This window comes from Agromyces sp. NPDC058104 (assembly GCF_042884835.1).
Classification (GTDB): Bacteria; Actinomycetota; Actinomycetes; order Actinomycetales; family Microbacteriaceae; genus Agromyces.
The window spans coordinates 15,707-41,998 of the sequence record NZ_JBHVTD010000001.1 but is presented as its reverse complement, the minus strand read 5'-3'; the positions used below and the strand labels follow the sequence as shown (position 1 = coordinate 41,998).

At 68.6% G+C, this 26,292-nt stretch carries 27 protein-coding genes and 1 tRNA gene; 18 read left to right on the top strand and 10 right to left on the bottom strand.

All coding sequences use genetic code 11. The annotated features are described in order from the left end of the window. The first annotated feature begins 85 nt into the window (after nt 1-85). From ACFVTH_RS00195 to ACFVTH_RS00160, 8 genes are all read left to right on the top strand, one after another. Complete coding sequence (locus ACFVTH_RS00195) at nt 86-1,630, top strand: MFS transporter (protein WP_387088651.1); 1,545 nt, start codon at nt 86-88, stop codon at nt 1,628-1,630. A gap of 116 nt (nt 1,631-1,746) precedes the next feature. Then, the gene (locus ACFVTH_RS00190; RefSeq protein WP_387085354.1) at nt 1,747-2,808 is read left to right on the top strand and encodes a 3-isopropylmalate dehydrogenase; all 1,062 of its coding nucleotides are present in this window, start codon (nt 1,747-1,749) and stop codon (nt 2,806-2,808) included. A gap of 29 nt (nt 2,809-2,837) precedes the next feature. Further along, a complete protein-coding gene (locus ACFVTH_RS00185) occupies nt 2,838-3,953 on the top strand; it encodes a branched-chain amino acid aminotransferase (RefSeq protein ID WP_387085351.1) in 1,116 nt (371 codons plus the stop codon). Next, nucleotides 3,950-4,474 (top strand): GNAT family acetyltransferase, encoded by a 525-nt coding sequence (locus ACFVTH_RS00180; protein WP_387085348.1) that lies wholly within the window; start codon nt 3,950-3,952, stop codon nt 4,472-4,474. The genes ACFVTH_RS00185 and ACFVTH_RS00180 overlap by 4 nt, the downstream gene beginning before the upstream one ends. Before the next feature lie 50 nt (nt 4,475-4,524). Continuing rightward, nucleotides 4,525-5,079, top strand: a complete 555-nt coding sequence (locus tag ACFVTH_RS00175; RefSeq protein WP_387085345.1) for a hypothetical protein — start codon at nt 4,525-4,527, stop codon at nt 5,077-5,079. A gap of 651 nt (nt 5,080-5,730) precedes the next feature. Further along, nucleotides 5,731-7,224, top strand: coding sequence for a DUF222 domain-containing protein (locus tag ACFVTH_RS00170; RefSeq protein WP_387085342.1), 1,494 nt, complete (start codon nt 5,731-5,733; stop codon nt 7,222-7,224). A 222-nt stretch (nt 7,225-7,446) separates the two neighbouring features. Beyond that, entirely contained in the window at nt 7,447-8,220 is a 774-nt protein-coding gene (locus tag ACFVTH_RS00165) for a fumarylacetoacetate hydrolase family protein (protein ID WP_387085339.1), read from the top strand. An 8-nt stretch (nt 8,221-8,228) separates the two neighbouring features. Continuing rightward, entirely contained in the window at nt 8,229-8,777 is a 549-nt protein-coding gene (locus tag ACFVTH_RS00160; protein ID WP_387085336.1) for a group III truncated hemoglobin, read from the top strand. A 24-nt stretch (nt 8,778-8,801) separates the two neighbouring features. Here the strand turns inward: ACFVTH_RS00160 and ACFVTH_RS00155 are convergent, their stop codons facing one another. Continuing rightward, on the bottom strand, nt 8,802-9,860 hold the full coding sequence (locus ACFVTH_RS00155; protein WP_387085333.1) for an aminotransferase class V-fold PLP-dependent enzyme: 1,059 nt from the start codon (nt 9,858-9,860) through the stop codon (nt 8,802-8,804). An 81-nt stretch (nt 9,861-9,941) separates the two neighbouring features. Between ACFVTH_RS00155 and ACFVTH_RS00150 the strand changes: the two genes are divergently transcribed. The 6 genes from ACFVTH_RS00150 (at nt 9,942) to ACFVTH_RS00125 (ending at nt 15,031) form a co-directional block, all read left to right on the top strand. Beyond that, nucleotides 9,942-10,904 carry a LysR family transcriptional regulator gene (locus ACFVTH_RS00150; protein ID WP_387085331.1) on the top strand — a complete coding sequence of 321 codons (963 nt, stop codon included), beginning with the start codon at nt 9,942-9,944 and terminating at the stop codon, nt 10,902-10,904. Between the two features lie 10 nt (nt 10,905-10,914). Next, nucleotides 10,915-12,429, top strand: a complete 1,515-nt coding sequence (gltX, locus tag ACFVTH_RS00145) for a glutamate--tRNA ligase (protein ID WP_387085328.1) — start codon at nt 10,915-10,917, stop codon at nt 12,427-12,429. Nucleotides 12,430-12,652: 223 nt separating this feature from the next. Then, nucleotides 12,653-12,724 (top strand) — tRNA-Gln (locus ACFVTH_RS00140). A gap of 196 nt (nt 12,725-12,920) precedes the next feature. Next, a complete protein-coding gene (locus ACFVTH_RS00135) occupies nt 12,921-13,112 on the top strand; it encodes a helix-turn-helix transcriptional regulator (RefSeq protein WP_387085325.1) in 192 nt (63 codons plus the stop codon). Continuing rightward, entirely contained in the window at nt 13,105-14,310 is a 1,206-nt protein-coding gene (locus tag ACFVTH_RS00130) for a tyrosine-type recombinase/integrase (RefSeq protein ID WP_387085322.1), read from the top strand. The genes ACFVTH_RS00135 and ACFVTH_RS00130 overlap by 8 nt, the downstream gene beginning before the upstream one ends. Before the next feature lie 499 nt (nt 14,311-14,809). After that, complete coding sequence (locus tag ACFVTH_RS00125; protein ID WP_387085319.1) at nt 14,810-15,031, top strand: helix-turn-helix domain-containing protein; 222 nt, start codon at nt 14,810-14,812, stop codon at nt 15,029-15,031. A 141-nt stretch (nt 15,032-15,172) separates the two neighbouring features. Here ACFVTH_RS00125 and ACFVTH_RS00120 read toward each other — a convergent pair whose 3' ends face one another. Genes ACFVTH_RS00120 through ACFVTH_RS00100 form a run of 5 tightly spaced genes read right to left on the bottom strand, consistent with a single transcriptional unit; the run spans nt 15,173 to nt 19,212 of the window. Further along, a complete protein-coding gene (locus ACFVTH_RS00120; RefSeq protein ID WP_387085316.1) occupies nt 15,173-16,174 on the bottom strand; it encodes a hypothetical protein in 1,002 nt (333 codons plus the stop codon). 3 nt (nt 16,175-16,177) lie between these two features. Further along, nucleotides 16,178-16,588: a hypothetical protein gene (locus ACFVTH_RS00115; RefSeq protein WP_387085313.1), complete on the bottom strand. Its 411-nt coding sequence runs from the start codon at nt 16,586-16,588 to the stop codon at nt 16,178-16,180. Then, a complete protein-coding gene (locus tag ACFVTH_RS00110) occupies nt 16,581-17,267 on the bottom strand; it encodes a DUF2637 domain-containing protein (RefSeq protein WP_387085310.1) in 687 nt (228 codons plus the stop codon). Before ACFVTH_RS00110 ends, ACFVTH_RS00115 begins: the two co-directional genes overlap by 8 nt. Next, nucleotides 17,255-18,145, bottom strand: coding sequence for a bifunctional DNA primase/polymerase (locus ACFVTH_RS00105; RefSeq protein ID WP_387085307.1), 891 nt, complete (start codon nt 18,143-18,145; stop codon nt 17,255-17,257). The genes ACFVTH_RS00110 and ACFVTH_RS00105 overlap by 13 nt, the downstream gene beginning before the upstream one ends. Further along, nucleotides 18,142-19,212, bottom strand: a complete 1,071-nt coding sequence (locus ACFVTH_RS00100) for an ArdC-like ssDNA-binding domain-containing protein (RefSeq protein WP_387085304.1) — start codon at nt 19,210-19,212, stop codon at nt 18,142-18,144. Before ACFVTH_RS00100 ends, ACFVTH_RS00105 begins: the two co-directional genes overlap by 4 nt. Nucleotides 19,213-19,546: 334 nt before the next feature. Between ACFVTH_RS00100 and ACFVTH_RS00095 the strand changes: the two genes are divergently transcribed. From ACFVTH_RS00095 to ACFVTH_RS00080, 4 genes are read left to right on the top strand one after another with little or no spacing between them, the layout of a single operon-like run. Then, nucleotides 19,547-19,969: a hypothetical protein gene (locus tag ACFVTH_RS00095; RefSeq protein ID WP_387085301.1), complete on the top strand. Its 423-nt coding sequence runs from the start codon at nt 19,547-19,549 to the stop codon at nt 19,967-19,969. After that, nucleotides 19,966-20,496: a hypothetical protein gene (locus ACFVTH_RS00090; RefSeq protein ID WP_387085298.1), complete on the top strand. Its 531-nt coding sequence runs from the start codon at nt 19,966-19,968 to the stop codon at nt 20,494-20,496. The genes ACFVTH_RS00095 and ACFVTH_RS00090 overlap by 4 nt, the downstream gene beginning before the upstream one ends. Nucleotides 20,497-20,519: 23 nt before the next feature. Continuing rightward, complete coding sequence (locus ACFVTH_RS00085) at nt 20,520-21,485, top strand: DUF6545 domain-containing protein (protein WP_387088648.1); 966 nt, start codon at nt 20,520-20,522, stop codon at nt 21,483-21,485. Next, complete coding sequence (locus tag ACFVTH_RS00080) at nt 21,482-22,639, top strand: alpha/beta hydrolase (RefSeq protein WP_387085295.1); 1,158 nt, start codon at nt 21,482-21,484, stop codon at nt 22,637-22,639. The genes ACFVTH_RS00085 and ACFVTH_RS00080 overlap by 4 nt, the downstream gene beginning before the upstream one ends. A 156-nt stretch (nt 22,640-22,795) precedes the next feature. Here ACFVTH_RS00080 and ACFVTH_RS00075 read toward each other — a convergent pair whose 3' ends face one another. Genes ACFVTH_RS00075 through ACFVTH_RS00060 form a run of 4 tightly spaced genes read right to left on the bottom strand, consistent with a single transcriptional unit; the run spans nt 22,796 to nt 26,267 of the window. Beyond that, the gene (locus ACFVTH_RS00075; protein ID WP_387085292.1) at nt 22,796-23,674 is read right to left on the bottom strand and encodes an L-ribulose-5-phosphate 3-epimerase; all 879 of its coding nucleotides are present in this window, start codon (nt 23,672-23,674) and stop codon (nt 22,796-22,798) included. Further along, nucleotides 23,671-24,333 carry a class II aldolase/adducin family protein gene (locus ACFVTH_RS00070; RefSeq protein ID WP_387085289.1) on the bottom strand — a complete coding sequence of 221 codons (663 nt, stop codon included), beginning with the start codon at nt 24,331-24,333 and terminating at the stop codon, nt 23,671-23,673. The genes ACFVTH_RS00075 and ACFVTH_RS00070 overlap by 4 nt, the downstream gene beginning before the upstream one ends. A 9-nt stretch (nt 24,334-24,342) precedes the next feature. Then, nucleotides 24,343-25,338, bottom strand: a complete 996-nt coding sequence (locus ACFVTH_RS00065; protein WP_387085286.1) for a transketolase family protein — start codon at nt 25,336-25,338, stop codon at nt 24,343-24,345. Then, nucleotides 25,335-26,267, bottom strand: coding sequence for a transketolase (locus tag ACFVTH_RS00060; protein ID WP_387085283.1), 933 nt, complete (start codon nt 26,265-26,267; stop codon nt 25,335-25,337). The genes ACFVTH_RS00065 and ACFVTH_RS00060 overlap by 4 nt, the downstream gene beginning before the upstream one ends. Nucleotides 26,268-26,292 lie beyond the last annotated feature (25 nt).

Sequence of the window (26,292 nt, the reverse complement as noted above, 5' to 3'; positions counted from 1 at the left end):
GAACATGACCGATCACACGGCCACCACGACCCCGACGACCGATTCGTCGACCACGCCCACGACCGACGCGTCGCGTCGCACCGAGCTGCGGCGACCCCGCACGGCGGCGCCCGCGGGCCGCGCGCCCGCCGACGGCCGCGCGCCGCGGCGCGCCTGGATCGCGCTCGCGGTGCTCATGCTGCCCGCGCTCCTCGTCTCGATCGACAACACGGTGCTGAGCTTCGCGCTGCCCGAGATCTCGACCGACCTCGCGCCCACCGCCGCCCAGCAGCTCTGGATCATCGACGCCTACCCGCTCGTGCTCGCCGCGCTGCTCGTCGCGATGGGCAGCGCCGGCGACCGCTGGGGCCGCCGCCGCATGCTCATGCTCGGCTCGATCGGCTTCGCCCTCGTGTCGGTCGGCGCCGCGTTCGCCCCGACCGCCGAGCTCCTCATCGCCGCGCGCGCCGCGCTCGGGTTCTTCGGCGCGATGCTCATGCCCTCGACGCTGTCGCTGCTGCGCTCGATCTTCACCGATCGTGAGCAGCGCCGCCTGGCGATCGCCATCTGGGCCTCGGCGTTCGCCGCCGGCAGCGCCCTCGGCCCGCTCGTCGGCGGCCTCCTGCTCGAGCACTTCGCCTGGGGCTCGGTGTTCCTGCTCGCGGTGCCGGTGCTCGTGCCGATGCTCATCCTCGTGCCGCTGCTCATCACCGAGAGCCGCGACCCGAACCCGGGCCGCATCGACGTCTGGAGCATCCTGCTCTCGCTTGCGACGATGGCCCCGATCGTCTTCGGCATCAAGCACATCGCCACCGAGGGGCTCGACGCGCTCGGGCCGCTGTTCATCGTCGCGGGCCTCGTCGCCGGCTGGCTGTTCGTGCGTCGTCAGCTCGCGAGCGAGTCGCCGATGCTCGACGTGCGCCTGTTCACGGTCGGCCCGTTCGGCGGCGCCGTGCTCGTGAACCTGCTGAGCGTCGTCTCGCTCGTCGGCTTCCTGTTCTTCGTGTCGCAGCACCTGCAGATCATCGCCGGCCTCTCGCCGGTCGACGCGGGCCTCGCGCTCCTGCCCGGCCTCGTCGCGATGATCGTCGCCGGGCTCGTCGTGGTGCCGATCTCGCGCCGCGTGGCTCCGCGGGTGCTCGTGCCTTCGGCGCTGACGCTCTCGGCGGGCGGCTACCTCGTCGTCGCCTTCGGCGCGTCCGAGGGTTCGCTCGGCGCGGTCATCCTCGCCTTCACGATGCTCGGGGTCGGCATCGGCATGGCCGAGACGGTGTCGAACGAGCTCATCCTCTCGAGCGCCCCGGCCTCGAAGGCCGGCGCGGCATCCGCGGTCTCCGAGACGGCGTACGAGCTCGGCGCGGTGCTCGGCACCGCCGGCCTCGGCAGCATCATCGCGGCGCACTACGCGAAGGCGATCGAGCTGCCCGCCTCGCTCACCGCTGCGCAGATGGATGCCTCGCGCGAGACCCTCGCGGGCGCGGCCGCCGTCGCGGCCGAACTGCCCGCCGCGCAGGCCGAGGAGCTCATGCACGCGGCGGCCGTCGCGTTCGACGGCGGCGTGCTCGTGACCTCGCTCATCGGCGTCGGCCTGATGGTCGCGGCGGCCACGATCGCGGCGATCACCCTGCGCAACCCCTCGCAGCACGACTGACCCGGCGAGCCGCACCGTCGCCGGGCCGTGCCCGTCGCCGGCCGTGCCCCGTCACGAAACGGGGCACGGCGGGCGACCGCAGTACGCTGGAGGGGTTGTCGCACGAAGGAGCATTCATGGGTCGAACGGTCAAGCTCGCGGTCATTCCCGGTGACGGGATCGGCCCCGAGGTCGTGGGTGAGGCGCTGAAGGTGCTCGACGCGGTCACGGCCGGCGGCGACACGGTATTCGAGCAGACGCCGTTCTCGCTCGGCGCGGCGCGCTACCTCGAGACGGGCGAGGTGCTCACCGACGCCGACCTCGATTCGATCAAGGGCCACGACGCGATCCTCCTCGGCGCCGTCGGGGGAGTGCCGGGCGACCCGCGCCTCGCCGGCGCGAACATCGAGCGCGGCCTGCTGCTGAAGCTGCGCTTCGAGCTCGACCACTACGTGAACCTGCGGCCGTCGGTGCTCTACCCCGGCGTCGCGAGCCCGCTCGCGAACCCGGGCGAGGTCGACTTCGTCGTCGTGCGCGAAGGCACCGAGGGCCCGTACGTCGGCAACGGCGGCGCGATCCGCGTCGGCACTCCCGCCGAGGTCGCCAACGAGGTCTCGGTCAATACCGGCTACGGGGTCGAGCGCGTCGTGCGCTACGCCTTCGCCGCGGCGAACGGCCGCCCCCGCAAGAAGCTCACGCTCGTGCACAAGACCAACGTGCTCGTGTTCGCCGGCTCGCTGTGGAAGCGCACGGTCGACGCCGTGGCATCCGAGTACCCCGACGTGACCGTCGACTACCTGCACGTCGACGCCGCGACCATCTTCCTGGTCACCGACCCTGCTAGATTCGACGTCATCGTCACAGACAACCTCTTCGGCGACATCCTCACCGACCTGGCCGGCGCGATCAGCGGCGGCATCGGCCTCGCAGCCTCGGGCAACATCAACCCCGACGGCCGATTCCCGAGCATGTTCGAGCCGGTGCACGGTTCGGCTCCAGACATCGCCGGGAAGGGCATCGCCGACCCGACCGCGGCCATCCTCTCCGTCGCCCTCCTGCTCGACCACCTCGGTCGCGCGGAGGCCTCGGCGAAGGTCTCGCGGGCGGTCGCCGCCGACATCGCCGAACGCGGCGGGGCGACGCGCACGACCTCGGAGGTCGGCGACGCGATCGCCGCCCGCATCGCGGCACTCGACTGATCACGCGCACGCGCATCGAAGGACACACCATGACGATCAACCTCCCGCTCCAGGCCCCCTCCGCCGCCGGTCTCATCTGGCAGACGGTCCGCAACGAGAACGCCAAGTCGCCCGAGGAACGCGAGGCGATCCTCGCCGACCCCGGCTTCGGCAACCACTTCACCGACCACATGGTCGACGTGTGCTGGTCGGAGAAGGGCGGGTGGCACCGCCCCCGCGTCACGCCGTACGGCCCGATCCAGCTCGACCCGGCCGCCGCCGTGCTGCACTACGCCCAGGAGATCTTCGAGGGCATGAAGGCGTACCGGCATGCCGACGGCTCGATCTGGACCTTCCGCCCCGAGCAGAACGCGGCCCGCATGCAGCGCTCGGCCAAGCGTCTCGCCCTGCCCGAGCTGCCGAGCGACATCTTCATCGAGTCGCTGAAGAAGCTCATCGCGGTCGACGGCGACTGGGTGCCCTCGGCGCCTGAGACGAGCCTGTACCTGCGCCCGTTCATGTTCGCGAAGGAGGCGTTCCTCGGCGTGCGCCCGGCGAAGAAGGTCGCGTTCTACGTGATCGCGAGCCCCGCAGGCGCCTACTTCCACGGCGGCGTGCAGCCCGTGTCGATCTGGCTGTCGACGAACTACGCCCGCGCGGGCAAGGGCGGCACCGGTGCGGCGAAGACCGGCGGCAACTACGCGTCGAGCCTGCTGCCCCAGGCCGAGGCGGCCGAGCACGGCTGCCAGCAGGTGCTCTTCCTCGACGAGGGCAAGTACCTCGAGGAGCTCGGCGGCATGAACGTCGTGCTCGTCTACAAGGACGGCACGCTCGTGACCCCCGAGTCCGACTCGATCCTCGAGGGCATCACGCGCGACTCGGTGCTCCAGCTCGCGAAGGATCGCGGCCACAACGTCGAGAGCCGCAAGGTCACCATCGACGAGTGGCGCGAGGGCGCGGCATCCGGCGAGATCGTGGGCGCGTTCGCCTGCGGCACCGCCGCGGTGGTCACGCCCATCGGGCGCCTGCTCGCCGAGGACTTCGAGATCGTGCACGAGGGCGACGCCGCCGCCGAGCTGGCGCTCTCGCTCCGCGAGGAGCTCACGGGCATCCAGTACGGTCGCGTCGAGGACCGGCACGGCTGGCTGCTGCGCCTCGACGCGTGAGCGTCTCCTCTGGTTCATCGGCCGCGGCCTCGTCGGCCGAGGCCCGCACGGCGGCGGCCGGATCGATCTCGATCCGGCCGTTCGCCGTCGCCGACACCGAGGAGGTCGTCGCGCTCTGGCGTGCGGCCGGGCTCGTGAAGCCGTGGAACGACCCGTATCTCGACATCGAGCGCAAGCTGACGGTGCAGCCCGAGCTGTTCCTGGTGGCCGAGGCGGGTTCGCCCGGCTCGGTGGGCTCGTCGGAAATCGTCGGCACGGCGATGGTCGGGTACGAGGGGCACCGCGGGTGGGTGAACTACCTCGCGGTCGCCGATCCCGCGCGCGGGACCGGGCTCGGGCGGCTGCTCATGGATGAGGCCGAGCGGCTGCTCTTCGAGCGGGGATGCCCCAAGCTCAACCTGCAGGTGCGCACCTCGAACACCGAGGTGATCGCGTTCTACCAGCGACTCGGGTACGCGGTCGACGACGCGGTGAGCCTCGGCAAGCGGCTGATCGAGGATGCTCCGGCGGCGAGCCGCTGAGCGATTGGTTGGTCGTTGTCAACGCCTCGTCGACTCGGGAGACTTGACGCATGACCGGAAGACCCCGCCTACGGCTCGGCGTCGGGTGGTACATCCTGGTCGCAGGTCTGGTCTTGCCCGTTGTGGAAGTGGCGTCCGGTCTGCTGGGCGATCCGGTCTGGACCGGCGTCACCACCTTCTTCTTGGTGGTGGCGGCGTTCGCCTGGTTCGCCCTTGCGTTCTTCGGAACATCCTGGGCGCGGGCTCGCCTCAGGGAGCTGCTCGCAGGCCAGGAGAACGGCGTGGGCCTCATCGGAATGATGTGGTCCGGCCTCGAGCCGCAGGAACTGGTCGTCGTCGTCGCGGGTGAGTCGGGATTCTTGATTCATGACCGATCCGGGGTGATGTTCGAGCTCGCTCCCGACGAGATCCGGAGTATCCGCGTCGACTCGAGCGGGGTGCCCGATGATCCCCTGATCGTCATCGCTCTCCGCGACGAACGAATCATCCGTGTTTGCCCGATCGCGAATTCCGGCCTGTTCCGCCCTTCGTACTCGAAGATCGACAGGATCACCGAGAAGTTCAATGCGTTGAGGGTGGGGCAGGCCCCGCACCCGGCTCCCTGAGCGGCAGGCCCGACTCGTGGACATGGAGACGGCCCAGCAGGCATTCGCGGCCATGGTGAAGACCGGGCTCTCGCCAGGGTTCCGCGCACGCGGCTGGGGAGGTTCGGGAGGGAAGTACCGGTTTCCCTCGGAGTCGCACTGGGTGCTCGCCGGTGTGCAGAAGTCGGCATTCAGCGACCGCAACGAGGTGTTGTTCGTGATCAACCTCATGGTGGTGCGCCGCGCCGACTGGACCGAACTTCGCCGGAGCCGAGGCTTGAGCGAAGTTCCGACTGCGTCGATGCATCCGGGCGGCCCTGGTATTGGGAGCGTCTGGGTATGCTGGCCGCTCCGGACCGCAGGGACGCCTGGTGGAGTGTGTCGCCTCGATCGGATCTCTCGGAAGTTGTGAACGCGGTGACGGCCGCGTTGGACGAGTACGGGACTCCTTGGATCTCGGAACGGCTCTGAACTGGTAGCTGCCGCGCGCGACCGGCCTCGACAACTGTGCCCACCGGGCGGCTGATCGAGGATGCCTCGCCGCGGGCTGCTGACCGCGCGACTCCTCCTCCGCAAGGGGCATCAAGAACGAGTTCTCCACAACTTGAATAGCTGATCAGCTTGGGTTTCTGCCCGAATTCGGATGTCGGTGGGTGGTGGCAGAGTGGAAGCATGACGCACCCGCTCGCCGCCCTCGAGACCGATCTCGGCGCGCTGCGTACCGAGTGGGTCGGCGCTGCGCCGGCGTTCGACGCGGGGGTCGAGGCAGGGGCCGAGCGCGGGCTCGATGACGTCGTCGCGATGAGCGATGCCGGTCTCGTGCGGGTGCTCGAGGTCGCGGGCGAGCTGCGGCGCCAGATCGATGCGCTGCTCGCGGCGCTCGCCGCGGAGGTCGACCAACGCAGTGACGCCGTGTTCGGTGCAGACGGGCTCGCGAAGCAGCACGGGCAGCGCAACGCGATCCAGCTCGTCGCGTCGTCGGTCGGAGCGTCGGCGCGGCAGGCCGCGATGCTCGTGCGGGTCGGGGTGGCGACGCGGCCGCGCGCGTCGTTCGTAGGCGAGTCGTTGCCCCCGCGACGGCCCGCAGTCGCGGGTGCGCTCGCGAGCGGTGCCATCGGCCTCGAGGCCGCCGATGCGATCTGCACGATGCTCGACCGGGTGGCTCCTCGTACGAGTGCCGCGCGTGCCGAGGCGTACGACGGTGAGCTGGCCGCCTTCGCCGCGTCGGTGCCCTATTCGTTGCTCCAGCGCGCCGTGACGCATGCCGAGGCGAGGCTCGATCCCGACGGCGTCGAGCCGCGCGACGAGGCGCTGCACGAGCAGCGTTCGCTCACGATCACCGAAGAGGCGTCGGGCATGGTGCGACTGCACGGGCGATTCGACGTCGTGACCGCTGCGCCGATCAGGGCCGCGGTCGAACAGCTGGTCACCGACGTGCTGCAGCGGCGGCGTCAGGCGACTCCGGGCGACGGCACCGACGGGGGTGGACCGGTCATCGACGACCGGCGCTCCATCTCGCAGTTGCAGGCCGATGCGCTGGCCGATCTCGCCAGGCATGCGCTCGGCTGCGCCGAGATGCCGACGGTCTCCAAGACGACCGTCATCGTGCGGATGCAGGCGGACGCGCTCGAGTCGGCGTTGGCGTTCGAGCGGCCAGGTGCCGCGACCGACGGCTCGGTCGAAGCACAGGCTCTCATGCGCGGCCAGGTCGGGCCGACGGCATCGGGCAGGCTCGGCTCGATCGACGGATTCGATCGAACGATGTCGGCCGCGACGCTTCGGCGGATGGCAGCGGACGCTGAGATCATCCCGGTCGTACTCGGCGGCCGGAGCGAACCGCTCGATGTCGGCCGGGCGAAGCGACTGTTCACCCGTGCGCAGCGAATCGCCCTCGCCGAGCGCGATGGCGGGTGCGCGAGCTGCGGCCGCAACATCGGCTACGTCGACGCCCATCACATCAGATGGTGGGAGCGCGACACTGGCCCGACCGACCTCGACAACGGCGCGCTGCTCTGCACCCATTGCCATCATCAGGTGCATCGAGACGGGTGGCGCATCATCGCGCGCCGGCACGAGATCCGGTTCGTTCCACCGCCGCACGTCGACCCCGAGCAGCGCCCGCGACTCGGCGGGCGAGCACGCTTCGAGCTGCGCGACGCCGCGTGAGCGGTGCGAGCGATGCCCTCATCGTCGTGTGCGTCGTGTGCGTCGTGTGCGTCGTGTGCGTCGTGTGCGTCGTGTGCGTCGGGTGCGTCGTGTCCGCGGTGTGCGTCGTGCGCGTCGCGCGGGTCGTGTGCGTTGCGTGCGCCGCTGCGTCGGGTGTCTCGCGGGCCCCCACGGACCGCGCCATCCAGCCCGCGCGCGCCGCCCGCCGATAGGCTTGACGGCATGAAGATCGCGCGGTTCAGCCATGGTGAGACCATCTCGTTCGGCATCATCGACGAGGAGGAGCACGAGCTCGTCGTGCTGAAGGCCGACCCCATGTTCGCGGGCTACGAGCCGACCGGCGAGCGGGTGCCGCTCGCCGAGGCGAAGCTGCTCGCGCCGGTGATCCCGCGGTCGAAGGTCGTCGCGGTCGGCAAGAACTACCACGACCACGCCGCCGAGATGGGCGGCGCGGCCCCGGCCGAACCGCTGCTCTTCCTCAAGCCGAACACCTCGGTGATCGGCCCCGATGACGCGATCGTGCTGCCGCCGCAGAGCGAGCAGGTCGAGCACGAGGGCGAACTCGCGGTCGTGATCGGCCGCATCGCCAAGAATGTCAGCGAGGCCGACGCGGAGCAGGTCATCTTCGGCTACACGATCGCGAACGACGTGACCGCGCGCGACCTGCAGCAGCGCGACGGGCAGTGGACCAGGGCGAAGGGCTTCGACTCGTTCTGCCCCCTCGGGCCGGTCATCTCGACCGACGTCGACTTCGAGAGCGGCATGATCGAGACGAGCGTGAATGGGGTGCGCAAGCAGGAGGGGCGCCTCGCCGACCTCGTGCACTCGGTGCCTGCGATCGTCGCGTACGCGTCGAGCGTCTTCACGCTGCTGCCCGGCGACGTCATCCTCACCGGCACGCCGGCGGGCGTCGGCCCGATCGTCCACGGCGACACGGTCGAGGTCACGATCTCGGGGCTCGGCGTGCTGTCGAACCCGGTGCGTTCGGCGGGGTAGCGGTCGGCATGGGCGACGAGATCGCGGGGCACGGCGCGGATGCCGCCGGCGAGACCGCGGACCCGCTGACGATCGAGCCCGCGCCGGGCGACGGGCACCACGACCTTCGCGACCGCGACGACCTCGCCGCGCTGATCGAGGCGTTCTACCTCCGGGCGTTCGCCGATCCGTTCATCGGGCCGATCTTCACCGACGTCGCGAAGATGGACCTCGCCCACCACCTGCCCATCATGTGCGACTTCTGGGAGTCGGTGCTCTTCGACGCCGGCACCTACCGCCGCAACGCGCTCGCGCTGCACGTGGCGCTCGATGCGAGGCATCCGCTCACCGAGGCGCACTTCGATCGCTGGCTGGTGCTCTGGCGCCAGACCGTCGACGACGGTTTCAGGGGCCCGGTCGCCGACCGGGCGAAGGTGCAGGGCGAGCGCATCGCCGCCTCGATCCGCCGCCGCCTCGCGGGCGGCAGCGGGTCGGCGTTCGAGACGATCACGACCCGCGAACGACTCGAGGCCGACGGAACGATCGACGGGCCGGGTGCCGGCCCCGGCGAAGGCTGAGCCGCTCCGTCCTGCGGCCCGGGCTCAGCGCCGCAGGCTGAGGTGCGCGGCGCTGCTCATCACGGCGTCGGCGGCGCGCGAGACATCCTCGTCGTCGTTCCAGAGGTGGAACGCGACGCGTGCCCGCCCCGCCCGCCCGGAGGCGACGAGCCCCGCGGTCGTCAGCGCCGCGAGGTCGCAGCCGGTCTCGTCGGGCCAGGTGACGATCGCCGAGTTCGAGGCCGGGAGCCCGATCCGCTCGCGGAACGCGTTCGCGAGCCCCACGTCGTGCTGCTGCACCGCGGCCATGTCGAGGGACGCGGCGAAGCCGAGTGCGGCCTCGGCACCGGCCCAGGCGTGCCACGCGGGGGAGACCTCGAAGCGGCGTGCGCCGTCGGCGAGGTGCAGCTCGGGCCCGTAGCACGACGCCCACGGATCGGTGCCCGAGTACCAGCCCGCGGTGTGCGGCGTGAACGACTCGACGGCGCGGTCGGAGAACGCCGCGAACGCCGCGCCGCGCGGGGCGCCGAGCCACTTGTAGGCGTGGCAGACGACGAGGTCGCCGGTGACGTGGTCGGTCGGCATCCAGCCGGTCGCCTGCGTGGTGTCGACGAGCGTCAGCGCCCCGGCCTCGCGCGCGGCGGCCGTGATGGATGCCTCGTCGGCGACCTCGCCGGTGGCCGACTGCACGAGCGAGTAGGAGACCAGCCAGGTCGACGGGGTGACCGCGTCGGCGAGGGCGTCGAGCGGCACGTGCCGCACGTCGAGGTCGCCGCGCGCGAGGAAGGGGGCGACGACCGACGAGAAGTCGCCGTCCACGCAGAGGATCTCGGCGCCGGCCGGCGCCGCCGCGGCGGCGAGCCCGGCGAACACCGAGACCTGAGAACCGGTCGCGATGCGCTCGGGAGCGGTGCCGAGCAGGCCCGCGGCGTGCCCGCGCGCCCGCTCGAGTGCGGCCGAGTAGTCGGCGGCGCTCGCCGCCCCGAGCGACCAGCGCTCGAGGTCGCGGCGCACGGCCTCGCGGGTGACGTCGGCGGGCAGGCCGAGGGTGCAGGCGGCGAGGTAGCCGCGGCCCGCGGCGAATCGGTCTCGGAGCTCGTGCATGCCTCCAGCGTCGACCCATTCGACTCATTCAACAAGGTCCAGTGTTCTATGGCATGCATAAGCGGGGCTTATGATAGCGGCATGTCGGATGCCTCGATCGAAGCCCTCGCGGCCGCGCTCGACCTGCAGACGGTGCGAGTCGTCCGCCGCATCGCCGAGCACGGGTCGCTCACCGCCGCCGCCACCTCGCTCGGCTACAGCCAGCCCGCCGTGAGCCAGCAGCTCCGCCGCTTCGAGGAGCGCACGGGCATCGCGCTCGTCGAGCGCGTCGGCCGCGGCATCCGGCTCACCGAGTCGGGGCGCGTGCTCGCGCGCCATGCCAACGCCGTCGCGACCGCCCTCGAGGCGGCCGCGGGCGAGCTCGCCGAGCTCCGCGGACTCCGCGCCGGGCGCGTGCGCCTCGTCGCATTCCCGTCGGCGTCGGCGACGCTCGTGCCCCGGCTCATCGCCGCGCTCGCGGCGGAGCATCCGGGGGTCACCGTCACCTACGTCGAGGCCGAGCCGCCCGAGGCGGTCGCCGCCGTGCGCGCCGACCGGGCCGACGTCGCGATCACGTTCAGCTACCCGGGCGACCGCGACGACCCGCACCGCGCGAGCGCACGGGGCCTCGACGTGCGCGGCTACGGGGAGGAGCCGATGCAGCTCGTGCTGCCCGCCGGGCATCCGGCCGCGGCATCCGACCGCATCGAACTCGCCGCCCTCGGCGACGAGGCCTGGATCGCCGGTTGCCCGCGCTGCCGCGGGCACCTGCTCGAGCTCGCGGATGCCGCGGGCTTCACGCCGCGCATCGCCTTCGAGACCGACAACTTCGTCGCCGTCGAGGGCATGGTCGCGCAGGGCCTCGGCGTGGCGTTGCTGCCGGCGCTCGCGCTCGCGGCGTCCCCGAGGCATCCCGACGTGGTCGCGCGGCCGACCGCGCGCGCCGACGTGCGCTCGCTGCACCTCGTGACCGCGCAGGGCGCGGGGCGGGTGCCCGCCGTCGCGGCCACCCTCGCCGCGCTCGATGGCCTCGCCGGCGAGCGGCCCGCGCGCGCCGATCGGTAGCATTGAGGCGATGTCCGAGACAGCTCACCCCTTCACCCAGGCCACCGGCAGCGATGTCCGTGTGCGCTTCTGCCCCTCACCGACCGGCACGCCGCACGTCGGCCTCGTGCGCACCGCCCTGTTCAACTGGGCCTACGCGCGCCACACCGGTGGCACCTTCGTCTTCCGCATCGAAGATACCGACGCCGCGCGCGACAGCGAGGAGAGCTACGAGCAGATCCTCGACGCGCTCACCTGGCTCGGCCTCGACTGGGACGAGGGCGTCGGCGTCGGCGGCCCCCACGAGCCGTACCGGCAGTCGCAGCGCGCGGGCATCTACGCCGAGGTCATCGAGAAGCTGAAGGCCTCGGGCCACGTGTACGAGAGCTACTCGACCGCAGAAGAGATCGACGCGCGCAACGAGGCGAACGGCCGCCCGAAGCAGCTCGGCTACGACAACTTCGACCGCGAGCTGACCGACGAGCAGAAGGCCGCGTTCCGCGCGGAGGGCCGCGAGCCGGCGCTGCGCCTGCGCGTGCCCGAGGTCGACCTCGGCTTCGACGACCTCGTGCGCGGCGAGATCACCTTCCCCGTCGGCAACACGATCGACTTCGTCGTGGTGCGCCCGAACGGCGCCCCGCTCTACACGCTCGTGAACCCCGTCGACGACGCGCTCATGGGCATCACGCACGTGCTGCGCGGCGAAGACCTGCTCTCGTCGACGCCGCGCCAGATCGCGCTCTACCACGCGCTCATCGACATCGGCGTGACCACCTTCGTGCCGCGCTTCGGCCACCTGCCCTACGTCATGGGCGAGGGCAACAAGAAGCTCTCGAAGCGCGACCCCGAGTCGAACCTGTTCCACCACCGCGACCGCGGCTTCATCCCCGAGGGCCTGCTGAACTACCTCGCGCTCCTCGGCTGGGGCTTCTCGGCCGACCGCGACGTGTTCAGCCGCGACGAGCTCGTCGCCGCCTTCGACGTCGCGAACGTCAACCCGAATCCGGCCCGATTCGACCTGAAGAAGGCCGAGGCGATCAACGGCGACCACATCCGCCAGCTCGACGTGGCCGACTTCACCGCCCGCACCGTGCCGTACCTGCAGGCCGCCGGCGCCGTCTCGACGCCGATCACCCCGGGTGAAGAGGCGATCCTCGCCGAGGCCGCCCCGCTCGTGCAGGAGCGCATCAACCTGCTCGGCGAGGCGCCCGGCATGCTCGGCTTCCTCTTCACCGACGCCGACTCGCTCGAGTTCGACGAGGCCGCCGTGGGCGCGCTGCCGGCCGACGCGCCCGCCGTGCTCGTCGCCGCCCGCAACGCCCTCGACGCACTGCCCGCCGAGGCGTGGACGACCGCCGAGATCGAGGAGGCCCTGCGCGCCGCCCTCATCGACGGCCTCGGTCTGAAGCCCCGCGTGGCCTTCGGCCCCGTGCGCACCGCCGTCTCGGGCCGCCGCGTCTCGCCGCCGCTGTTCGAGTCGATGCAGATCCTCGGCAAGGTCGACTCGCTCGCGCGCGTCGACCGGCTCGCCGCGCTCATCGGCTGACGGCTCGCGGTCTGCAACACCGCGCTGCACTGACGGATGCCCCGGGGTTCGCCCCGGGGCATCCGTCGTCCGCGGGGCGAGTCGGTGGTCGGGGAGCCGAGCGCAACGGGCGTCTCGTGGCCGCCCCGATCACCCGCCGACGCGCCGAGCCTCGCTCAGTTTGGGAGTCTCCCGATAATCGGCTACAGTTGACTCTCGGCGCGGAACTCCGGTTCCAGGCCATTGGGGTATGGTGTAATTGGCAACACGGCTGATTCTGGTTCAGTTGTTCTTGGTTCGAGTCCAGGTACCCCAGCTCTTGTAGGCGCGAGATTCCGCGGCAGTATCATTCATTGCCCAGCTCGCGCCTTCAGCGTTTTTCGGGCCCGATTACCAGAAACCTGCCAGAAACCCCCGTTCGGGCGGATCGCACTGCGCTATTGCCACGGCTGGCCCGTGTTGATCACGTTTCGTTCGGGGCAGTCACGGCGGAGTGCGTGCACCTCTCGGGTATGAACGAGGCACCGCACGTACAGCCCTTCCTGACGCAGCACGAGGTCGCTGAACTGCTGCAGGTGCCCGAGCGCACCATCGAAGACTGGCGGCTCTTCCAGACCGGGCCCCGATACATGAAGCTCGGCCGGCACGTCCGCTACGACATCGCCGAAGTGCTCGCCTGGGCCAAGGAGCGCGAGCATGCCTAGGCCCAGGATCCCGGCCGGTGAGCTCGGAAAGGTCACCATCACGCCGCTCGCGAGCGGCCGGTTCCGAGGCCGCGCATCCACCCGTGACGACTCGGGGCGCCCACACCGGTTGATCGCGACCGCCGCGACGGAAGACGCCGTGCGTGCCGAACTGCGCCGACAAGCTGGCGTGCTCAGCACCGGCGGAGAATCCGGACTCGCGCCTTCGAGCACACTCGCGGATGCCGTCGCGGCCTGGCTGCAGCAGATACTCACCCGTGCGAAGGCTGGCAGCCTGGAGTTCTCGACCTACGAACGGTACGAGACCACGGCACGGATGCTGCTCGTGCCACGGTGCGGTGAGGTCAGGCTGGAGCAGCTCACCGTCGGTCGATGTGATCGCATTCTGCAGCGCATCCTCGAGGAAGAGTCGGTCTCGGCCGCACGCCGCGCACGCGCCGTGCTGAGCCTTGTGTGCGGGTATGCCGTGCGGGATGATGCCATGCCGCGCAACCCTATCCGGGATGTTCAGCGGCTGCCGATGACACCGAAGAAGGAGTCGGTGCTCACTCCCGTGCAGGTCTCAGGAATCAGGGAACTCATGGGGCAGTGGCGGATGGGCGCCGACGGACCGCGGCCGAACTACCGGGCGCTCATCGACGGGATGGACATCATGCTCGGCACGTCGATGCGCATCGGCGAGTGTCTCGGTCTGCGTCGCTGCGATGTCGACATCACGTCGAACCCACCAACCGTGCTCGTCAGTGGCACGATCGTCAGCACGCGCGCCCAGGGCACCCACCGTAAGGGCGCACCGAAGCGCTCGCGGCAGCGACGCACCATCGTGCTCCCATCAATCACGGCCGACGCAATACGCCGGCGACTCGCCCTCGCCCCGACAGGTCATGAGGCCTACCTCTTTCCGACGAAGACTGGGCGCCCCATGTCGGTCAGCAACTACGAGCGGTTGTTGCGCCGATTCGTCGAGGACGAGCGTCGTGGCCTAGCGGCGTGTGGCGTCGACATCGACGAGTACAGCACCCACCTCTACCGCCGTACCGCCGCCACTCTTGTCGAGCGCGCCGCTGGAATCACACTCGCCTCGCGGCTGCTCGGCCACGCGAGCGAACAGGTCACCCGCGCGAGCTATGTCGTCAGCGCGGAGCGGGTTGATCCGGCGACGGCCGACATTCTTGATCGGGTTCTCCGGCTGAACTAACTCGAAAGTGGTCGCCGCCGAGCCTGCGACAGCTCGTTGCTTGCCAGGTTCGCTTACACGACCACCAAGGCGTTCAAGCCCACCTCGCACGAGACGGGTATCCGTGTCGGTGCATGTCCACCACGTTCAGGGAGGCTGCGGAGGCAAGCCGCTACGCGAAGACCTCAATTAAGGACTGCCGGGCAGGTCGGTTCGAGGACAGTAGGTGGTCGATAGACGGGACCGTTGAGCGTGTCCCTTTCCCACTCAAAGTTGATAGTGCGGAGCGTGTTGAGGTGGCGTCCGACGAGCCCGGCATGGGGTAGCGGTGGTTGAGACAAGATACACCTCGGCTCGCCCGTGATTGGCGGACAGGCGCTTGATCGCACGGTCGACCTAACGGCTTTCGTACGGTCTTGTCCGATCGGGGACACGACAGCGAATGTCACGTTACTGATACACCGATCCGTGTAAAGTCCTTGATACAAGAGACGATCGCGACGAGCAGGGACGAGCACGCGTGGCCGAGTCGGCAGAGGTATCCAGAAAGAGCGGATTCGGCGACGTCATCCGCGAGGCCCGGAAGAAGCAGGGATGGTCGCAGGCGGAGCTCGGCGAGAAGTCCGGGCTGTCCCGCCCGACCATCGCTCGCATCGAGGGCAACAACGACGTCACGACGGCGACTATCGCGAAGGTGGCGCAGGCGCTCGGCCTGAAGCTCGAGCTCAGGGACGAAGGCTGACTGTGCGACCAGCTCCGATCGGGCACGTGCACCGACGTCGGTGGCCGTCGCTAGGGTCGCCTCGACGGCCGGGAAGGGACGGATCATGGCGCTGACGACATCTCTTGCAGGCAGAGTCCGGAACACGAGCCTCCCCAAGAGTCACGCGCTCCTTCCGCTCCTCGAAGCGATCGTCAACGGCATACAGGCGATCGACGCGCGGCCCGAACGGTCGGACGATCCAGGTCGGATCGACGTGAGGGTCCACCGCGACTCCCAGGCCGAGCTCGACTTCGGGCCGGCTGGCCCCGGGCGTGCCCCCATGAAACCGATCATCGGGTTCACGGTCTCGGACGACGGCGTGGGCTTCACGCCGCAGAACATGTCATCATTCGAGACCCTGGACAGCGACTTCAAGGCCGACCTTGGCTGCCGCATGGCGTGCCAGGCGTGCTGCGGCAGGTCGAGTTGCGCGCGGGCCGCGTAGTCGCGACGCAACGACTCGTATGCAGACGCTCGGGACGGGGCATCCGCGAGGCGCCCGCACACGTACTCGACGCCGGTGCGCGCGCGGTCGCCGGGCCAGCCGAGCAGGGTGAACAGCGTGATCGCGTCGGCGATGGCGGCCCGCACGTCTTCACGGGGTGCGGAGCCTGCGTCGAGCACGGCGTCTGCCGGCTCGGTGCGGAACGCCGGGTGGTACTCGGGCAGTTCGTGCTCCCGGTCGCTGAACCGTTCGGCATCATGGAAGGCTGAGACCTTTGCGCGTCGTGCCTGGTGCACGGAGCACAGCAAGCCCTGTGCGCGCTCTTCGGCGATGCACGTGACCTGCACGGCGCGAGTCACGAGCGCCCATGGGTCATCCGCTCGCAGCGTCGCGGGTGCCCGCATCGCATCGAATGCGGCCGACGCGGCCTCCCACGGGTCGAGGTGGTGCTTGCGGGCGAGCGCCGAGTACTTCTGGGCGGCGTACTGCAGCAGGGCGGATGCCTCGGGGTCGGTGCGCCACGCGGCGCCGTCGGATTCCTGCAGGCGCTTGAGGAGTCTTCGCAGACCTTCTGGCCCTCGGAAGGCTTCTGTCTCGCGTTCGAGCGTCGAGCTCCACTCCACGGCGGCACCTCCTGTCGGATCGGTGCGTGTTGCCGCGGTCAGCAGGATGCTCATGGTTCACCTCCGTCCGAGTCCTGGGCGGGTGAAATGAGTGCGCTCCTGCGTCCGTCCGAATTCGGAGAGGGGCGGCAGTTTCGCTGCCCGCTCGCGAATGGCGCGCTTGGTCGTTGCGGGTGCGCGGCGGAGTCGCCGTGCGAGCTCGGCTTCGAGGTCGAGACCACGGCCGGCGACTCGCCCCGTGCCCGTGTTCAAGAGATCGGACGCGCGGACCCACACGATTCCGGGCCGATTGGCGCCGCCGGTTGGGTCGACCGTGTCTGTCGGGTTGGCCTCGAATGTCCTGGTTCGTGCAGCGAGCGAAGCGCGAATGCGGTGGCCGACGTCGTCGGTCTCGGATTCCGCGTGCGGGCTTCCGGGCCGCCGATCATCCCAGGGGCGGCGGTTCTGCTCGAAGTCGTCTTCATCCATCGTTCGCGCCCTCCCTCACAGTGGGGTTTTGCGAGGTAGGTGCGCCGACGTGGTCGCGGAGCCATCGGCCGATGGTCGAGGGATGCACGCCGAGCTGACGGGCGATCGCCGAGTTCGACCAGCCGAGTGCTCGCAGAGAGGACGCGTCTTCGCGAGGGGCGAGGACGGTCGTGGGCTTCTTCGGAATACTCGCTGCCGTTGAGACTCGAGCAGTCGATTTCGAGGGAGCCGGTGCTGCCGCCGTCGCTGGAGCCGTGGCTCGTGGGGTGCACATCAGGATCGAGGTCAGGTGCGTAATCGCGAGCAGCACGATGGGCGGCACCGACGCGACGCACGCGGCGAGCGCGAGCGGCACCTCGGTGGTCTCGGTGACGACGGCATGGATGGCGTTCGCCGCGACGGAGATCGCTGCGCCGGCCACGAGGAGCATCCACGGGTACCACGCCGCGCGGGAGCTGGCGAGAGCGACGACCGCGACGGTCGCGACCACGATGATGCCGTCGATGATCAGCGGCCAGATCCATGCTTGGTCGGTCGCGACTCCGGAGCGGCGAGCGAGGTCGCTGAGCGATGTGAACGAGAGCCAGAACGCGCCCGCGGCGATGAAGATGGTGCCGATGATCGCTGTAATCATGGCGAGACGGACGCCGTCGGCGCAATAGGCGTTCAGCGCAGGCATGGTGCCTCACCTGCTCGTCGGGAGCTGTGCTCAGGATCACGCCAGTTGTCCGCTGACGCCCGCGGTAGAGCGGCACGACGAACTGCAGAGCGGATCGTGACGGCGATCTCCCGGTCGGAGAGTCCGGAACTCGCTGCCGCATCACCCAGGGCCCGCATGATTCCGCCGGGCGATTGGCCGGCCTCAGCGAGTCGGCACGATGCCCAGAACAGCCCGTGATTGCGCTCACCTTCCCGCAGTCGGCTCACCCAGGCGGCGAGGCGGGCAAGGTCTGCTGGTTCGCTCGGTGTCGACCAGCTCGTCGGTTCAGGCCGAGGATCGATCAGCTCACGGAGTGCCGATGCGTTGACCGGTTGCTGCGGGGAGGAGTTGATCGCGCAGACTCGATAACTCGTACGTCGGGTGCCGCTGACGAGTGTGGACGGCGGTACGACGACGTACCCACCATCGCCGCGAAAGTCGATGTGCGCGCTGGCCGACTGCCAACAGCGCTGCGGTCGACGCGGCTCGGCGGGGAAGTAGATGTGCAGCCCTCCGGAGGGGGTCCGAACGCGAATCGCGTCACCGTCGACAAGGCCGGCTGCCTGTGCTGCCTCGAGTGCGGCGAGTCCGGACCCGGTATCGGTGATGTCGACGTCGACGACATCGAATCCCGAGGCCGGCCCGGTAGGCATCGCGAGGTTCGCTGCCGGCCACTGCACCCACCACACCCGGACGATTTCGAGATCGGAGCTCGCGTCGTGGAAGCCGGCCGACGTCAGCGGTCGCTTGCCGTCAGGCAGGCAGGGGAACACCGGCACCCCCGCTTCCGCGAACACCAGAGCCGCATCACGAGGTCTGCGCGATGCTACGGCGAGCATCAACTCTGCGATGTTCATGCGAGCCGCCTCGACTGGATGCGCTCGAGCGTGCGGCTCCGCGTCGCCGTCCGCGCAACCGACGAAGCCGAAGCGCGGGAGGGCGCATGCGTGAGTCCGGGCGGGTCGCCGCCATTGAACTTCGTAGTCGGGAGCACGTCGAGGATGTCGCGGGCGGTTCGGCGGACGCGCTCGCCCGTGGCCTGTACGACTTCAACCGGGGTCTTGTCGGGCACTGTCGACGCCCACCCGGAAACGTACGGGATCGTGTACTCGGTCGTATCCATCCCATGGGCGGCACCGATCATGAGTGCCACCGACTCGGCCTCCACCTCGCCGATGCCACGGTGAGGTGGCAATTCGGCGTTCTCGGTGGTGTCGTGGAGGCGGACGTGCGCGAGTTCGTGGGCGAGCGTTTTCACCTGCGCGGCTGCGTCGAGGTCGCCGCGGACGACGACCGTGCGCTTCACGAAGTCGGTGATCCCATTCGCACCGGCGATTGCCGCGGCATCCTTCGCCGTCGTGAGTTCGAAACCCGCGGCGCGGATGAGCATCGCGAGCGCGGCTTCGAGGCCGGGCGGAGCCTCGCCCCGGAGGAGCTGCGGGGCCGGCCGCACTGGGATCGGTCGGCCGTCGGTTTGCGAGACATCCCAGACGTAGGCTGGACGAACGCCGGTCAGCTTCGGCCGGACGACTTCACCAGGCCTCGGACGTTCGCCGTTTCTGAGACGTCGCCAGGACGCGATATCCGTCGGATCGGTGGAGGCGAAGCGGGCGGTTCGCGGTGCGAGGATCGCGTACCCGCGCTGGCCGGCGCTCACGCGCCGGCCGAGCGTCTGCCACTGTTTGAATCCGGCGAGGTACGTCGGCATCGGCTCGGGCACCGTACCGCGCTCGAACGCGGCGAAATGCTGAGCCTGGATCAGCAGCATGTTGTTGAACGACCGGGTCCGGAAGCGCGCTGCGAACTCCAGCGCCTGCTTCCAACTGTCACCCGCGACGAGGGCTTCGACAGCAGCGGTCAGGCGCTCGTGGAGTTCCGCGAGCTTGGCTTCGTGGTCAGGTCTCGATTCTGGATTCGTGGGCACGTCCATCACCTTTCGCAAGCGCCGGCCGCTCGAGCTGGGCGGCTGACACAGAGGTGTGTCGCCTGCGCGCGGGGCATCCTCGGGCACAACCGAGAACCGGCGCCGCCTGGCGTGTGGTGGGCGCGGTAGGCGGCACCGGGGCACGTTCAGCACAGGCTGACCGCTGCATGTTGAGCATGCTCAAAAGCTGACTTCGAGGTCTTTCTAGCACTCGATTTGAGCATGCGCAACCCTTGCGTTGGGCATGCTCAATTGCTAGGGTGAGTGTTGCTCAGTATGAGCGGGAGGTGACGATCAGCCCTGCCTGACCCGAGGGGGAGAAGGACTGAATCACATGACCGAATACGACAGCACCGCGGCAGCCGAAGACCTGGCGAAGCGCCTCCGGTTGCTCATCGATGTCGCGACAGCGGAAACCGGCTCGGAGCCGACGTACACGCAGATCGCCGAGTTCCTCGGCGAACGCGGCATCAAACTCTCGCGCTCGCGTTGGACCTACATGGTCAACGGTCATCGCTCCGTGCAAGATCGACGACTCCTCGAAGGGCTGGCAGCGTTCTTCGATATCGAGCCTGAGTTTCTCTCCGGGGTGAGTGGTGCTGCCACGCCCGAGCGGGTGAGTGCACAGCTCGACCTCGTGCGAGCGATGCGAGCCGCGCGCGTCAAGGCATACGCAGCTCGTGCGTTGGGCGACATCTCGCCCAACGCACTCAACGCGATCAGCAGGTACCTCGATGAGGAGATCGCGCATACGTGAACCGGCGACGCGTGAGCGTCGTGGGTCACGAGCCGTACACGTCCGAAGGGGAGGACGAGGCCGTGAACAGTGAAGGGGCGGTGTCGGAGACGCTACCGGGGCTCGAACTCGGCGCGTCGTTCACGTTCGACGAGTTGATCGGCGCGATCGAGCGGCATCGCGAGACCACGATCCACATCGTCGAGATCCCCGAGTTGGGCGATGAGGCCGGCCTTTGTGCGCTGCTGGTCGAACGAGAAGGCGAAGACCTCATCTTCCACGCGCCGACCGAGTCGGCGCTGCACCGCCAGCAATTCGTTCTGCACGAGTGCGCCCATCTCATCCTCGGACACATCGACAGCGAAGACGCCGGCGCCCCCGACTTCCTGCTGCCCGACATCCCGCGTGAGACTCGACAACGGTTGCTTCGGCGTCAGAATCTCGACGACCCGATCGAGATCGAGGCCGAATACCTTGCTGACCAGCTCGCTGCAGCGATTCGCTCGTCGGCTACGCGCGATACTCGGTTCGTGGAGATTTTCGGGTGACTGCAACTATCGTCGCGGGCTTGATGTGGCTCCTCGTCGCGAGCTTGCTGATCCTGCGCCGAGGGCGAGTCGAGCGTGCGATCACGTGGGCGTCGTTGACGATCGCGATTGCGATGACGCTCAACATCGACGCGGTGTACGTCGAGCTCGACCGTCTGTTTGGCGGCTCGAACGTCGTCACGCTCGTCGCCGATCTCGCGCTCATGACCGGCGTGTTCCTCCTCGGACGAGGCGTGATGAAGGCCGCAGATCAACCGCCTCGGCCGGTACGCATCGCTCTGAGCCGTGTGACCTACGGTGTTGCGGCCGTGGGTGCGGCCGGTGCGTTCTTCCTAATCGATCGCGACACGACGACGACGAACTTCATGCTCGATTTCGGAGCCCAACCGGCGGCCATGGTCTATTCGATGACGCTGTTCGTGTACTACGCGGTCGTGCTCGCAGCGATGGCTACTGTCGCAACTCGGCAGGCCCGTGTCAGCCGTGGCGCCCTCGTTGCGCCACCGATTCTGCTCGTCATCGGATGCGGACTCGGCATCGCGCTGACGATCGACGTAATCGTGATGGATCTTGCGCACTTCACCGGTCGTACAGACCTCATGGCTGCAGCCGCAATGCCCTACAGCATGCTGTACCTGTTGACCTTCATGTTCCTGTGCAGCGGTTTCGCGAGCCAACCAGCCGCGCGCGCCTTCCGGGCGCGCTCCCGGGCCCGTACAACTCGAACGCTGACTCGCGAGCTCGCGCCCATCTGGCATGCGGCCTCGGCTGTGCATCCCGGCATCAGCCAGCGTTCGGATACCGCGTTCGACGCCACCGACCCCGAAGCGTTGCTGCATCGCCAGGTCGTCGAGATCCGCGACGCGATGATCGACACACGGGTTGCGTTCTCGATAACTGACGCGGATCGTCAGGTGCTCGAGCGGGCAGAGCGCCACCTTGTCGGCGATGATTCGAAGTCGCCGCAGCGGACGTGGGTGGCGGCATGAAGGCCGGTCGGGTCGCCGGCGCCGTCATCGCCGGCGGCGTGGTCGTCTCCGCAGTACTCGGCGGGCTCGGATACGTCATCGCCAGACGCGTCACTGCGCCAGTTGGCCCGCGTCGATTCGATCTCGTCGTGCGTGGCGTCGACGTCTCAGGGGAGCGAGCTGTCGTCATCCTGGCGCGGACCGCGCAGACCGCGACGCCCGGCCTGTTCAACTTGATCCTCGAGAACGGCACGTGGGTCAAGTTCAGTGAAAAGGTGCTCGACGTCAGCGCCGAACTCGTCGGCCGCGAGGTCGTGGGGGAACTGGCGCCTGGGGAGCTCACCGTTGGAATCCGCGCCTCGTGGAGCGGAATGTACTTCCAGATGCCGGCGGATGCCGGACTGGATGCCGTCGACGTCGAGGTGCCGACGGAGTTCGGACCCGCGCCCGCGTGGCTGATCGAACCAACAACTGGAGTCGGCGACATCTGGGCGATCCACATCCACGGGCTCGGAAGTACTCGAGCCGGGACGCTGCGCGGTGCACAGGTCGCTGCCGAGGCCGGACTGACCTCCTTGGTCGTCACCTATCGCAACGACGGTGAAGGGCCGACGGTCGGATCCGGACGATCGACGCTTGGCGCGACGGAGACCGACGACGTCGAAGCAGCTATTCGTTACGCGGTCGACCGCGGCGCGAGCCGCGTGGTCCTGTTCGGCTGGTCGATGGGTGGAGCGATCGCGCTGCAACTTGCCACACGACCAGGTGTGCGCGATCGCGTGGTTGGCCTCGTCCTCGAGTCGCCTGTGCTCGATTGGGTCGAGACGATCAAGGCGAACTGCGCTCAGGCTGGGTTGCCTAAGGGAGCTGGCGGGTTGGCTGTGCCCTGGCTGAACTGGCGAGCGCTCGCTCATACGGTGGGGCTCGCCGCCCCGGTTGGACTTAGTCAGTTCGATACCGCGCGCAGGCGATTGTCTGAGCCGCAGCGACCGCTCCTCGTGCTCCATGGCAGAGACGACATCTCGGCGCCGGTCGAACTCGCAGAGCGGTCCAGCACCCAGGCAGGCGCTGCCACCCGGCTCCAGCAATTCGAAGCCGACCACACGATGACGTGGAACTCAGATGAACGTCGCTGGAGAGCGATCGTCGCCGGCTGGCTCTCTTCGCTCTCGTAACTTGGCCTTGTGCCGTGAGCGGCGCCACGCTGGATCGCCGTGCGCGAGGCTTGAATTCAGTTCGTTGAGCGCGCGGCCGTAACCACCCCGGCATCAGGCTGGTCGGTCATCACGATCTTGTGTGTCCACGGTTATGCTGGACCACGGTGTGTTGGGCTACTTGCTGTAGTGCTTGCCTGCCGGCGACGTGACGCCCCGTGCCTGATCCTGGAGCCAGTTGAGGGCGGCTCCGGCCAGTTCGGGATCTTTAGAGTCGTTCCACATCTCGATCGAGATTGGCCCGTGCCATGAGTCGGCAAGAAGGACGCGAATCGCCGCGGGCCAGTCGACGAGGCCGTCGCCGAACTGTATTCGACGAAACGCACCGCGTTTCGCGTCTTTCAGTTGTACTGCATCGGCCCATGGGAGCGCGGCCCTCAACTCCCTCGCCGCATCCAACCCATTTCCGGCGAAGTTGCCCAGATCCGGATACAACCGAACGTTCTCGCGATCAATATCGCGTATCAGCGCGATCGCGTCGGATGCGGAGATGACGTCGGACCCATCCATGTTCTCGATTGCGAGGCGTATCGCGCGCGTTTCGGCCACGTCGGCGGCGCGTTGAATGCCATGGATGAAGCAGTCTCGGGCCCGATTGTGGCGGGGGCCGTCGAAGGCGAAGTAGCCTGCAATCTGTACCCGATCGGCAGAGAGATCCGCAGCGAGGTCGATGGCTTGAGCAGCAAGTTCGTCCGCCCGCTGTCGCACGGCGGAGTCCGCTGAGCCCCAGGGGAATGAGCGATGCGCGCTCAGCACGATCGTGCCAACGTGCACGCCCGCCGAGGCTGCTGTTTGACGCACTTTCCGGCGCGTTGACTTGGACCATGTCAGGCGTGCTAGCCGTTCCGGTGAGTCGTCGACCGAGAGCTCGACGAAGGAGTATCCGGCGCTTGCCGCCTGCTCGCAGTTCGCCGCCCAATCCTCACCAGCGAGCGCCTTCTCGTAGATTCCGACGGCAGTCGCGTCGAATAGCGGCATTCCGGTACGACGACTCATGATCCGCTCAGGATCGCCCTCTGGCCATAGCCGTGCAGGTACCACTCACGTGATGCGGCAACCGTTTCCGGATCGAGGGATTGTGGTTCCCGAACCTGCCTGGCCAGATGTGCCACTTCTGCGCATTCTTCCACGTACTGGGCCGAGCGAAGAGCGCGCTGCCAATCGGAACCGATGCTGAAGACACCGTGCGATCGGATGAGCACAGCCGTGCCATCACCCACGTTGTCGACGATCTCGCGCCCGATCTCCTCCTCGCCGATGACGGCGTAGTTCGAGACGGGAATTGGCGCACCGAAGAGGGCCGCATGGGTTGTCGTGAGTACCGGGACGTCCTCGCCGAGCACCGCAAAGACTGTCGCGTACCGCGAGTGGGTGTGCACCACGCCCTGGACGTCAGCACGGGCCCGGTAGACATAGGCGTGTGACAACGTGTCGACGGAGGGTTTCATGGGTCCCTCGACTTGTGCGCCGTCCGGCCCCACTACGCTCATGTGCTCGGGCAGGAGTTCAGCGAATCCGACTCCGCTGGGCTTGATGACGAAGAGACCCGACTCCGGATCTCGGCCCGAGACGTTGCCGGACGTGCCGACGACGAGGCCCGAGGCGGCGAGCTCCTGGTTGGCCCGCCAGATCTCATCCTTGAGTGATTCGAGCATGGCGGCCTCCTAGAGCGCTTCGAGCTGGTCGGCACCGAAGGAGACTGAAACGTCGAACTCATCGATGTCATCGGGCACGGCGATCCGCACTCCGAGGTGCTCGGCGACCCGCTCGACGATGCGTCCTGCGGTGAAGCCGTTCTTCTCCATCAAGTAGCGCGCCGAGGCGCCCTGCCCGAATGCGTCATCGATACCGATGCGCACCAGCGGGACGCCGGCTCCGATCTCGGCCATCCGCTCGGCCACGGCGGTGCCGAGGCCGCCGATGACGTTGTGGTTCTCGATCGTGATGACAGCCTTGCCCGCGGCGCGGATGGCGTCGGCGATCGCGGGGTCGCGGAACGGCTTGTGGGTCGTGACGTGGCGGTGCGTGACGGAGATGCCGGCGTCCTCCAACACCCGTCGCGCCCGGATCGCCTCCTCCGTGCAGATCCCGCTCGAGAAGATCGTGATGTCCGCTCCGTTGGTGAGATGACGGATCTTGTCGAGCTCCATCGGTCCCTCGAACAGACGGGGCACGGCGCCGCGCAGCATGCGGATGTAGACGGGGCCGTCGACCGCGTGGGCGACGTCGAGGACCGACTCGATGTCGGCGGCGTCACCTGTCTCGAGCACGGTCATGTTCGGGAGCCCCCGCATGAGGTTGATGTCCTCGATCGCCTGATGCGTCACGCCACCCGGCGTCATGATGCCCGGCAGGAATCCGACGAGCTTCACCGGGAGATTCGGGTATGCGACCGACATGGCCAACTGGTCGTACGGTCGCCGAACCAGGAACACGCTGAACGTGTGCAGGTAAGGCACAAGCCCCTCGCGCGCCATCCCGCCGGCCCATGACAGCATGTTCTGCTCGGCCATTCCGAGCGAGAAGAAGCGCTCGGGATAGGTGCGCTTGAACTCGGCGATCTCGACGCTGCCGGTGAGGTCGCCCGAGAGCACGACGGCCTCGGGCTTGTCGGCGGCCCACTCGACGATCGTGCGGGAATGAACCTGGGTTTCAGTCATCGGGATTCCTCCTGGAGCTTCTCGAGCGCCGCCTCGAATGCGCGGCGGTCTTCGTCGGTTTTCGGGCGCACGTAGTGCAGGTTCGGCTTGCGATCGTCGAGGTAGGGGATGCCCCGGGCCGAGTCGGTGTAGCAGAGCACCGCGAGAGGCTTCCCGTTGGCTTCCTTCGCCTCCACCGCATTCACGATCTGGTCGAGGTCGTGACCGTCGACGGTCGCGACGTCCCAGCCGAATGCGAGGAATCTCGAGTTGATCGGTTCGATATTCATGACGTCCTTGGTCCAGCCGTCGACCTGCTGCCCGTTCACGTCGACGAAGACCATTAGTCGGTCGAGGCCGTAGAAGGCGGCCGCCTGTGCGCCTTCCCAGGTCTGTCCTTCCTCGAGTTCGCCGTCGGAGACGAACACGGCGGTGCGACCCGTGTCGCTCTTGAGACGACGGGCGAACGCGATGCCGCCGGCCTGCGAGAGCGCCTGTCCGAACGAGCCGGTCGTCAGCTCGAAGCCTGGCGAGTGCTCGGCCCCGATCATCTCCAGCGTCGAGCCGTCGGTGTTGAAGCTCTCGAGCGCGCCCTCCTGCAGGCGGCCGACCGATTCGAGTGCCGCGTAGATCGCGACCGCGTAGTGGGCCGGGGAGATGAGGAATCGGTCGAGGTCCGGCCCCTTCACGCCGTGGAAGCGCCCGCCCGAGGGCGACTCGTCGGGCGCTCCGGGCACGCCGCCGAACGGCGGGGAGTCGAGAGGACGATCGAGCGGCGCGAGCTGCAGGATGCGGGTGTAGAGCGCAGCGAGGATGTCGGCGGACGACAGCGCCTGGCTGAGGTAGCACCCGTCTTTCAGGATGGTGAGTTCAAGCACGCGCGCTCTGATGCGCTGCGCGACCCGATGCGTCTCGACTTGCCAGTCGGTCGCAGTCGTGGTGTCGGTCATGATGGTCCTTTCGGTCCTTTCGAAG

What these genes read in the sequence shown, in the direction of transcription:
- ACFVTH_RS00190 (WP_387085354.1), top strand. Translation starts at nt 1,747, where the DNA reads ATGGGTCGAACGGTCAAGCTCGCGGTCATTCCCGGTGACGGGATCGGC.
- ACFVTH_RS00185 (WP_387085351.1), top strand. Translation starts at nt 2,838, where the DNA reads ATGACGATCAACCTCCCGCTCCAGGCCCCCTCCGCCGCCGGTCTCATC.
- ACFVTH_RS00175 (WP_387085345.1), top strand. Translation starts at nt 4,525, where the DNA reads ATGACCGGAAGACCCCGCCTACGGCTCGGCGTCGGGTGGTACATCCTG.
- ACFVTH_RS00170 (WP_387085342.1), top strand. Translation starts at nt 5,731, where the DNA reads ATGACGCACCCGCTCGCCGCCCTCGAGACCGATCTCGGCGCGCTGCGT.
- ACFVTH_RS00165 (WP_387085339.1), top strand. Translation starts at nt 7,447, where the DNA reads ATGAAGATCGCGCGGTTCAGCCATGGTGAGACCATCTCGTTCGGCATC.
- ACFVTH_RS00160 (WP_387085336.1), top strand. Translation starts at nt 8,229, where the DNA reads ATGGGCGACGAGATCGCGGGGCACGGCGCGGATGCCGCCGGCGAGACC.
- ACFVTH_RS00155 (WP_387085333.1), bottom strand. Translation starts at nt 9,860, where the DNA reads ATGCACGAGCTCCGAGACCGATTCGCCGCGGGCCGCGGCTACCTCGCC.
- ACFVTH_RS00150 (WP_387085331.1), top strand. Translation starts at nt 9,942, where the DNA reads ATGTCGGATGCCTCGATCGAAGCCCTCGCGGCCGCGCTCGACCTGCAG.
- gltX (WP_387085328.1), top strand. Translation starts at nt 10,915, where the DNA reads ATGTCCGAGACAGCTCACCCCTTCACCCAGGCCACCGGCAGCGATGTC.
- ACFVTH_RS00135 (WP_387085325.1), top strand. Translation starts at nt 12,921, where the DNA reads ATGAACGAGGCACCGCACGTACAGCCCTTCCTGACGCAGCACGAGGTC.
- ACFVTH_RS00130 (WP_387085322.1), top strand. Translation starts at nt 13,105, where the DNA reads ATGCCTAGGCCCAGGATCCCGGCCGGTGAGCTCGGAAAGGTCACCATC.
- ACFVTH_RS00120 (WP_387085316.1), bottom strand. Translation starts at nt 16,174, where the DNA reads ATGAGCATCCTGCTGACCGCGGCAACACGCACCGATCCGACAGGAGGT.
- ACFVTH_RS00115 (WP_387085313.1), bottom strand. Translation starts at nt 16,588, where the DNA reads ATGGATGAAGACGACTTCGAGCAGAACCGCCGCCCCTGGGATGATCGG.
- ACFVTH_RS00110 (WP_387085310.1), bottom strand. Translation starts at nt 17,267, where the DNA reads ATGCCTGCGCTGAACGCCTATTGCGCCGACGGCGTCCGTCTCGCCATG.
- ACFVTH_RS00105 (WP_387085307.1), bottom strand. Translation starts at nt 18,145, where the DNA reads ATGAACATCGCAGAGTTGATGCTCGCCGTAGCATCGCGCAGACCTCGT.
- ACFVTH_RS00095 (WP_387085301.1), top strand. Translation starts at nt 19,547, where the DNA reads ATGACCGAATACGACAGCACCGCGGCAGCCGAAGACCTGGCGAAGCGC.
- ACFVTH_RS00085 (WP_387088648.1), top strand. Translation starts at nt 20,520, where the DNA reads ATGTGGCTCCTCGTCGCGAGCTTGCTGATCCTGCGCCGAGGGCGAGTC.
- ACFVTH_RS00080 (WP_387085295.1), top strand. Translation starts at nt 21,482, where the DNA reads ATGAAGGCCGGTCGGGTCGCCGGCGCCGTCATCGCCGGCGGCGTGGTC.
- ACFVTH_RS00075 (WP_387085292.1), bottom strand. Translation starts at nt 23,674, where the DNA reads ATGAGTCGTCGTACCGGAATGCCGCTATTCGACGCGACTGCCGTCGGA.
- ACFVTH_RS00070 (WP_387085289.1), bottom strand. Translation starts at nt 24,333, where the DNA reads ATGCTCGAATCACTCAAGGATGAGATCTGGCGGGCCAACCAGGAGCTC.
- ACFVTH_RS00065 (WP_387085286.1), bottom strand. Translation starts at nt 25,338, where the DNA reads ATGACTGAAACCCAGGTTCATTCCCGCACGATCGTCGAGTGGGCCGCC.
- ACFVTH_RS00060 (WP_387085283.1), bottom strand. Translation starts at nt 26,267, where the DNA reads ATGACCGACACCACGACTGCGACCGACTGGCAAGTCGAGACGCATCGG.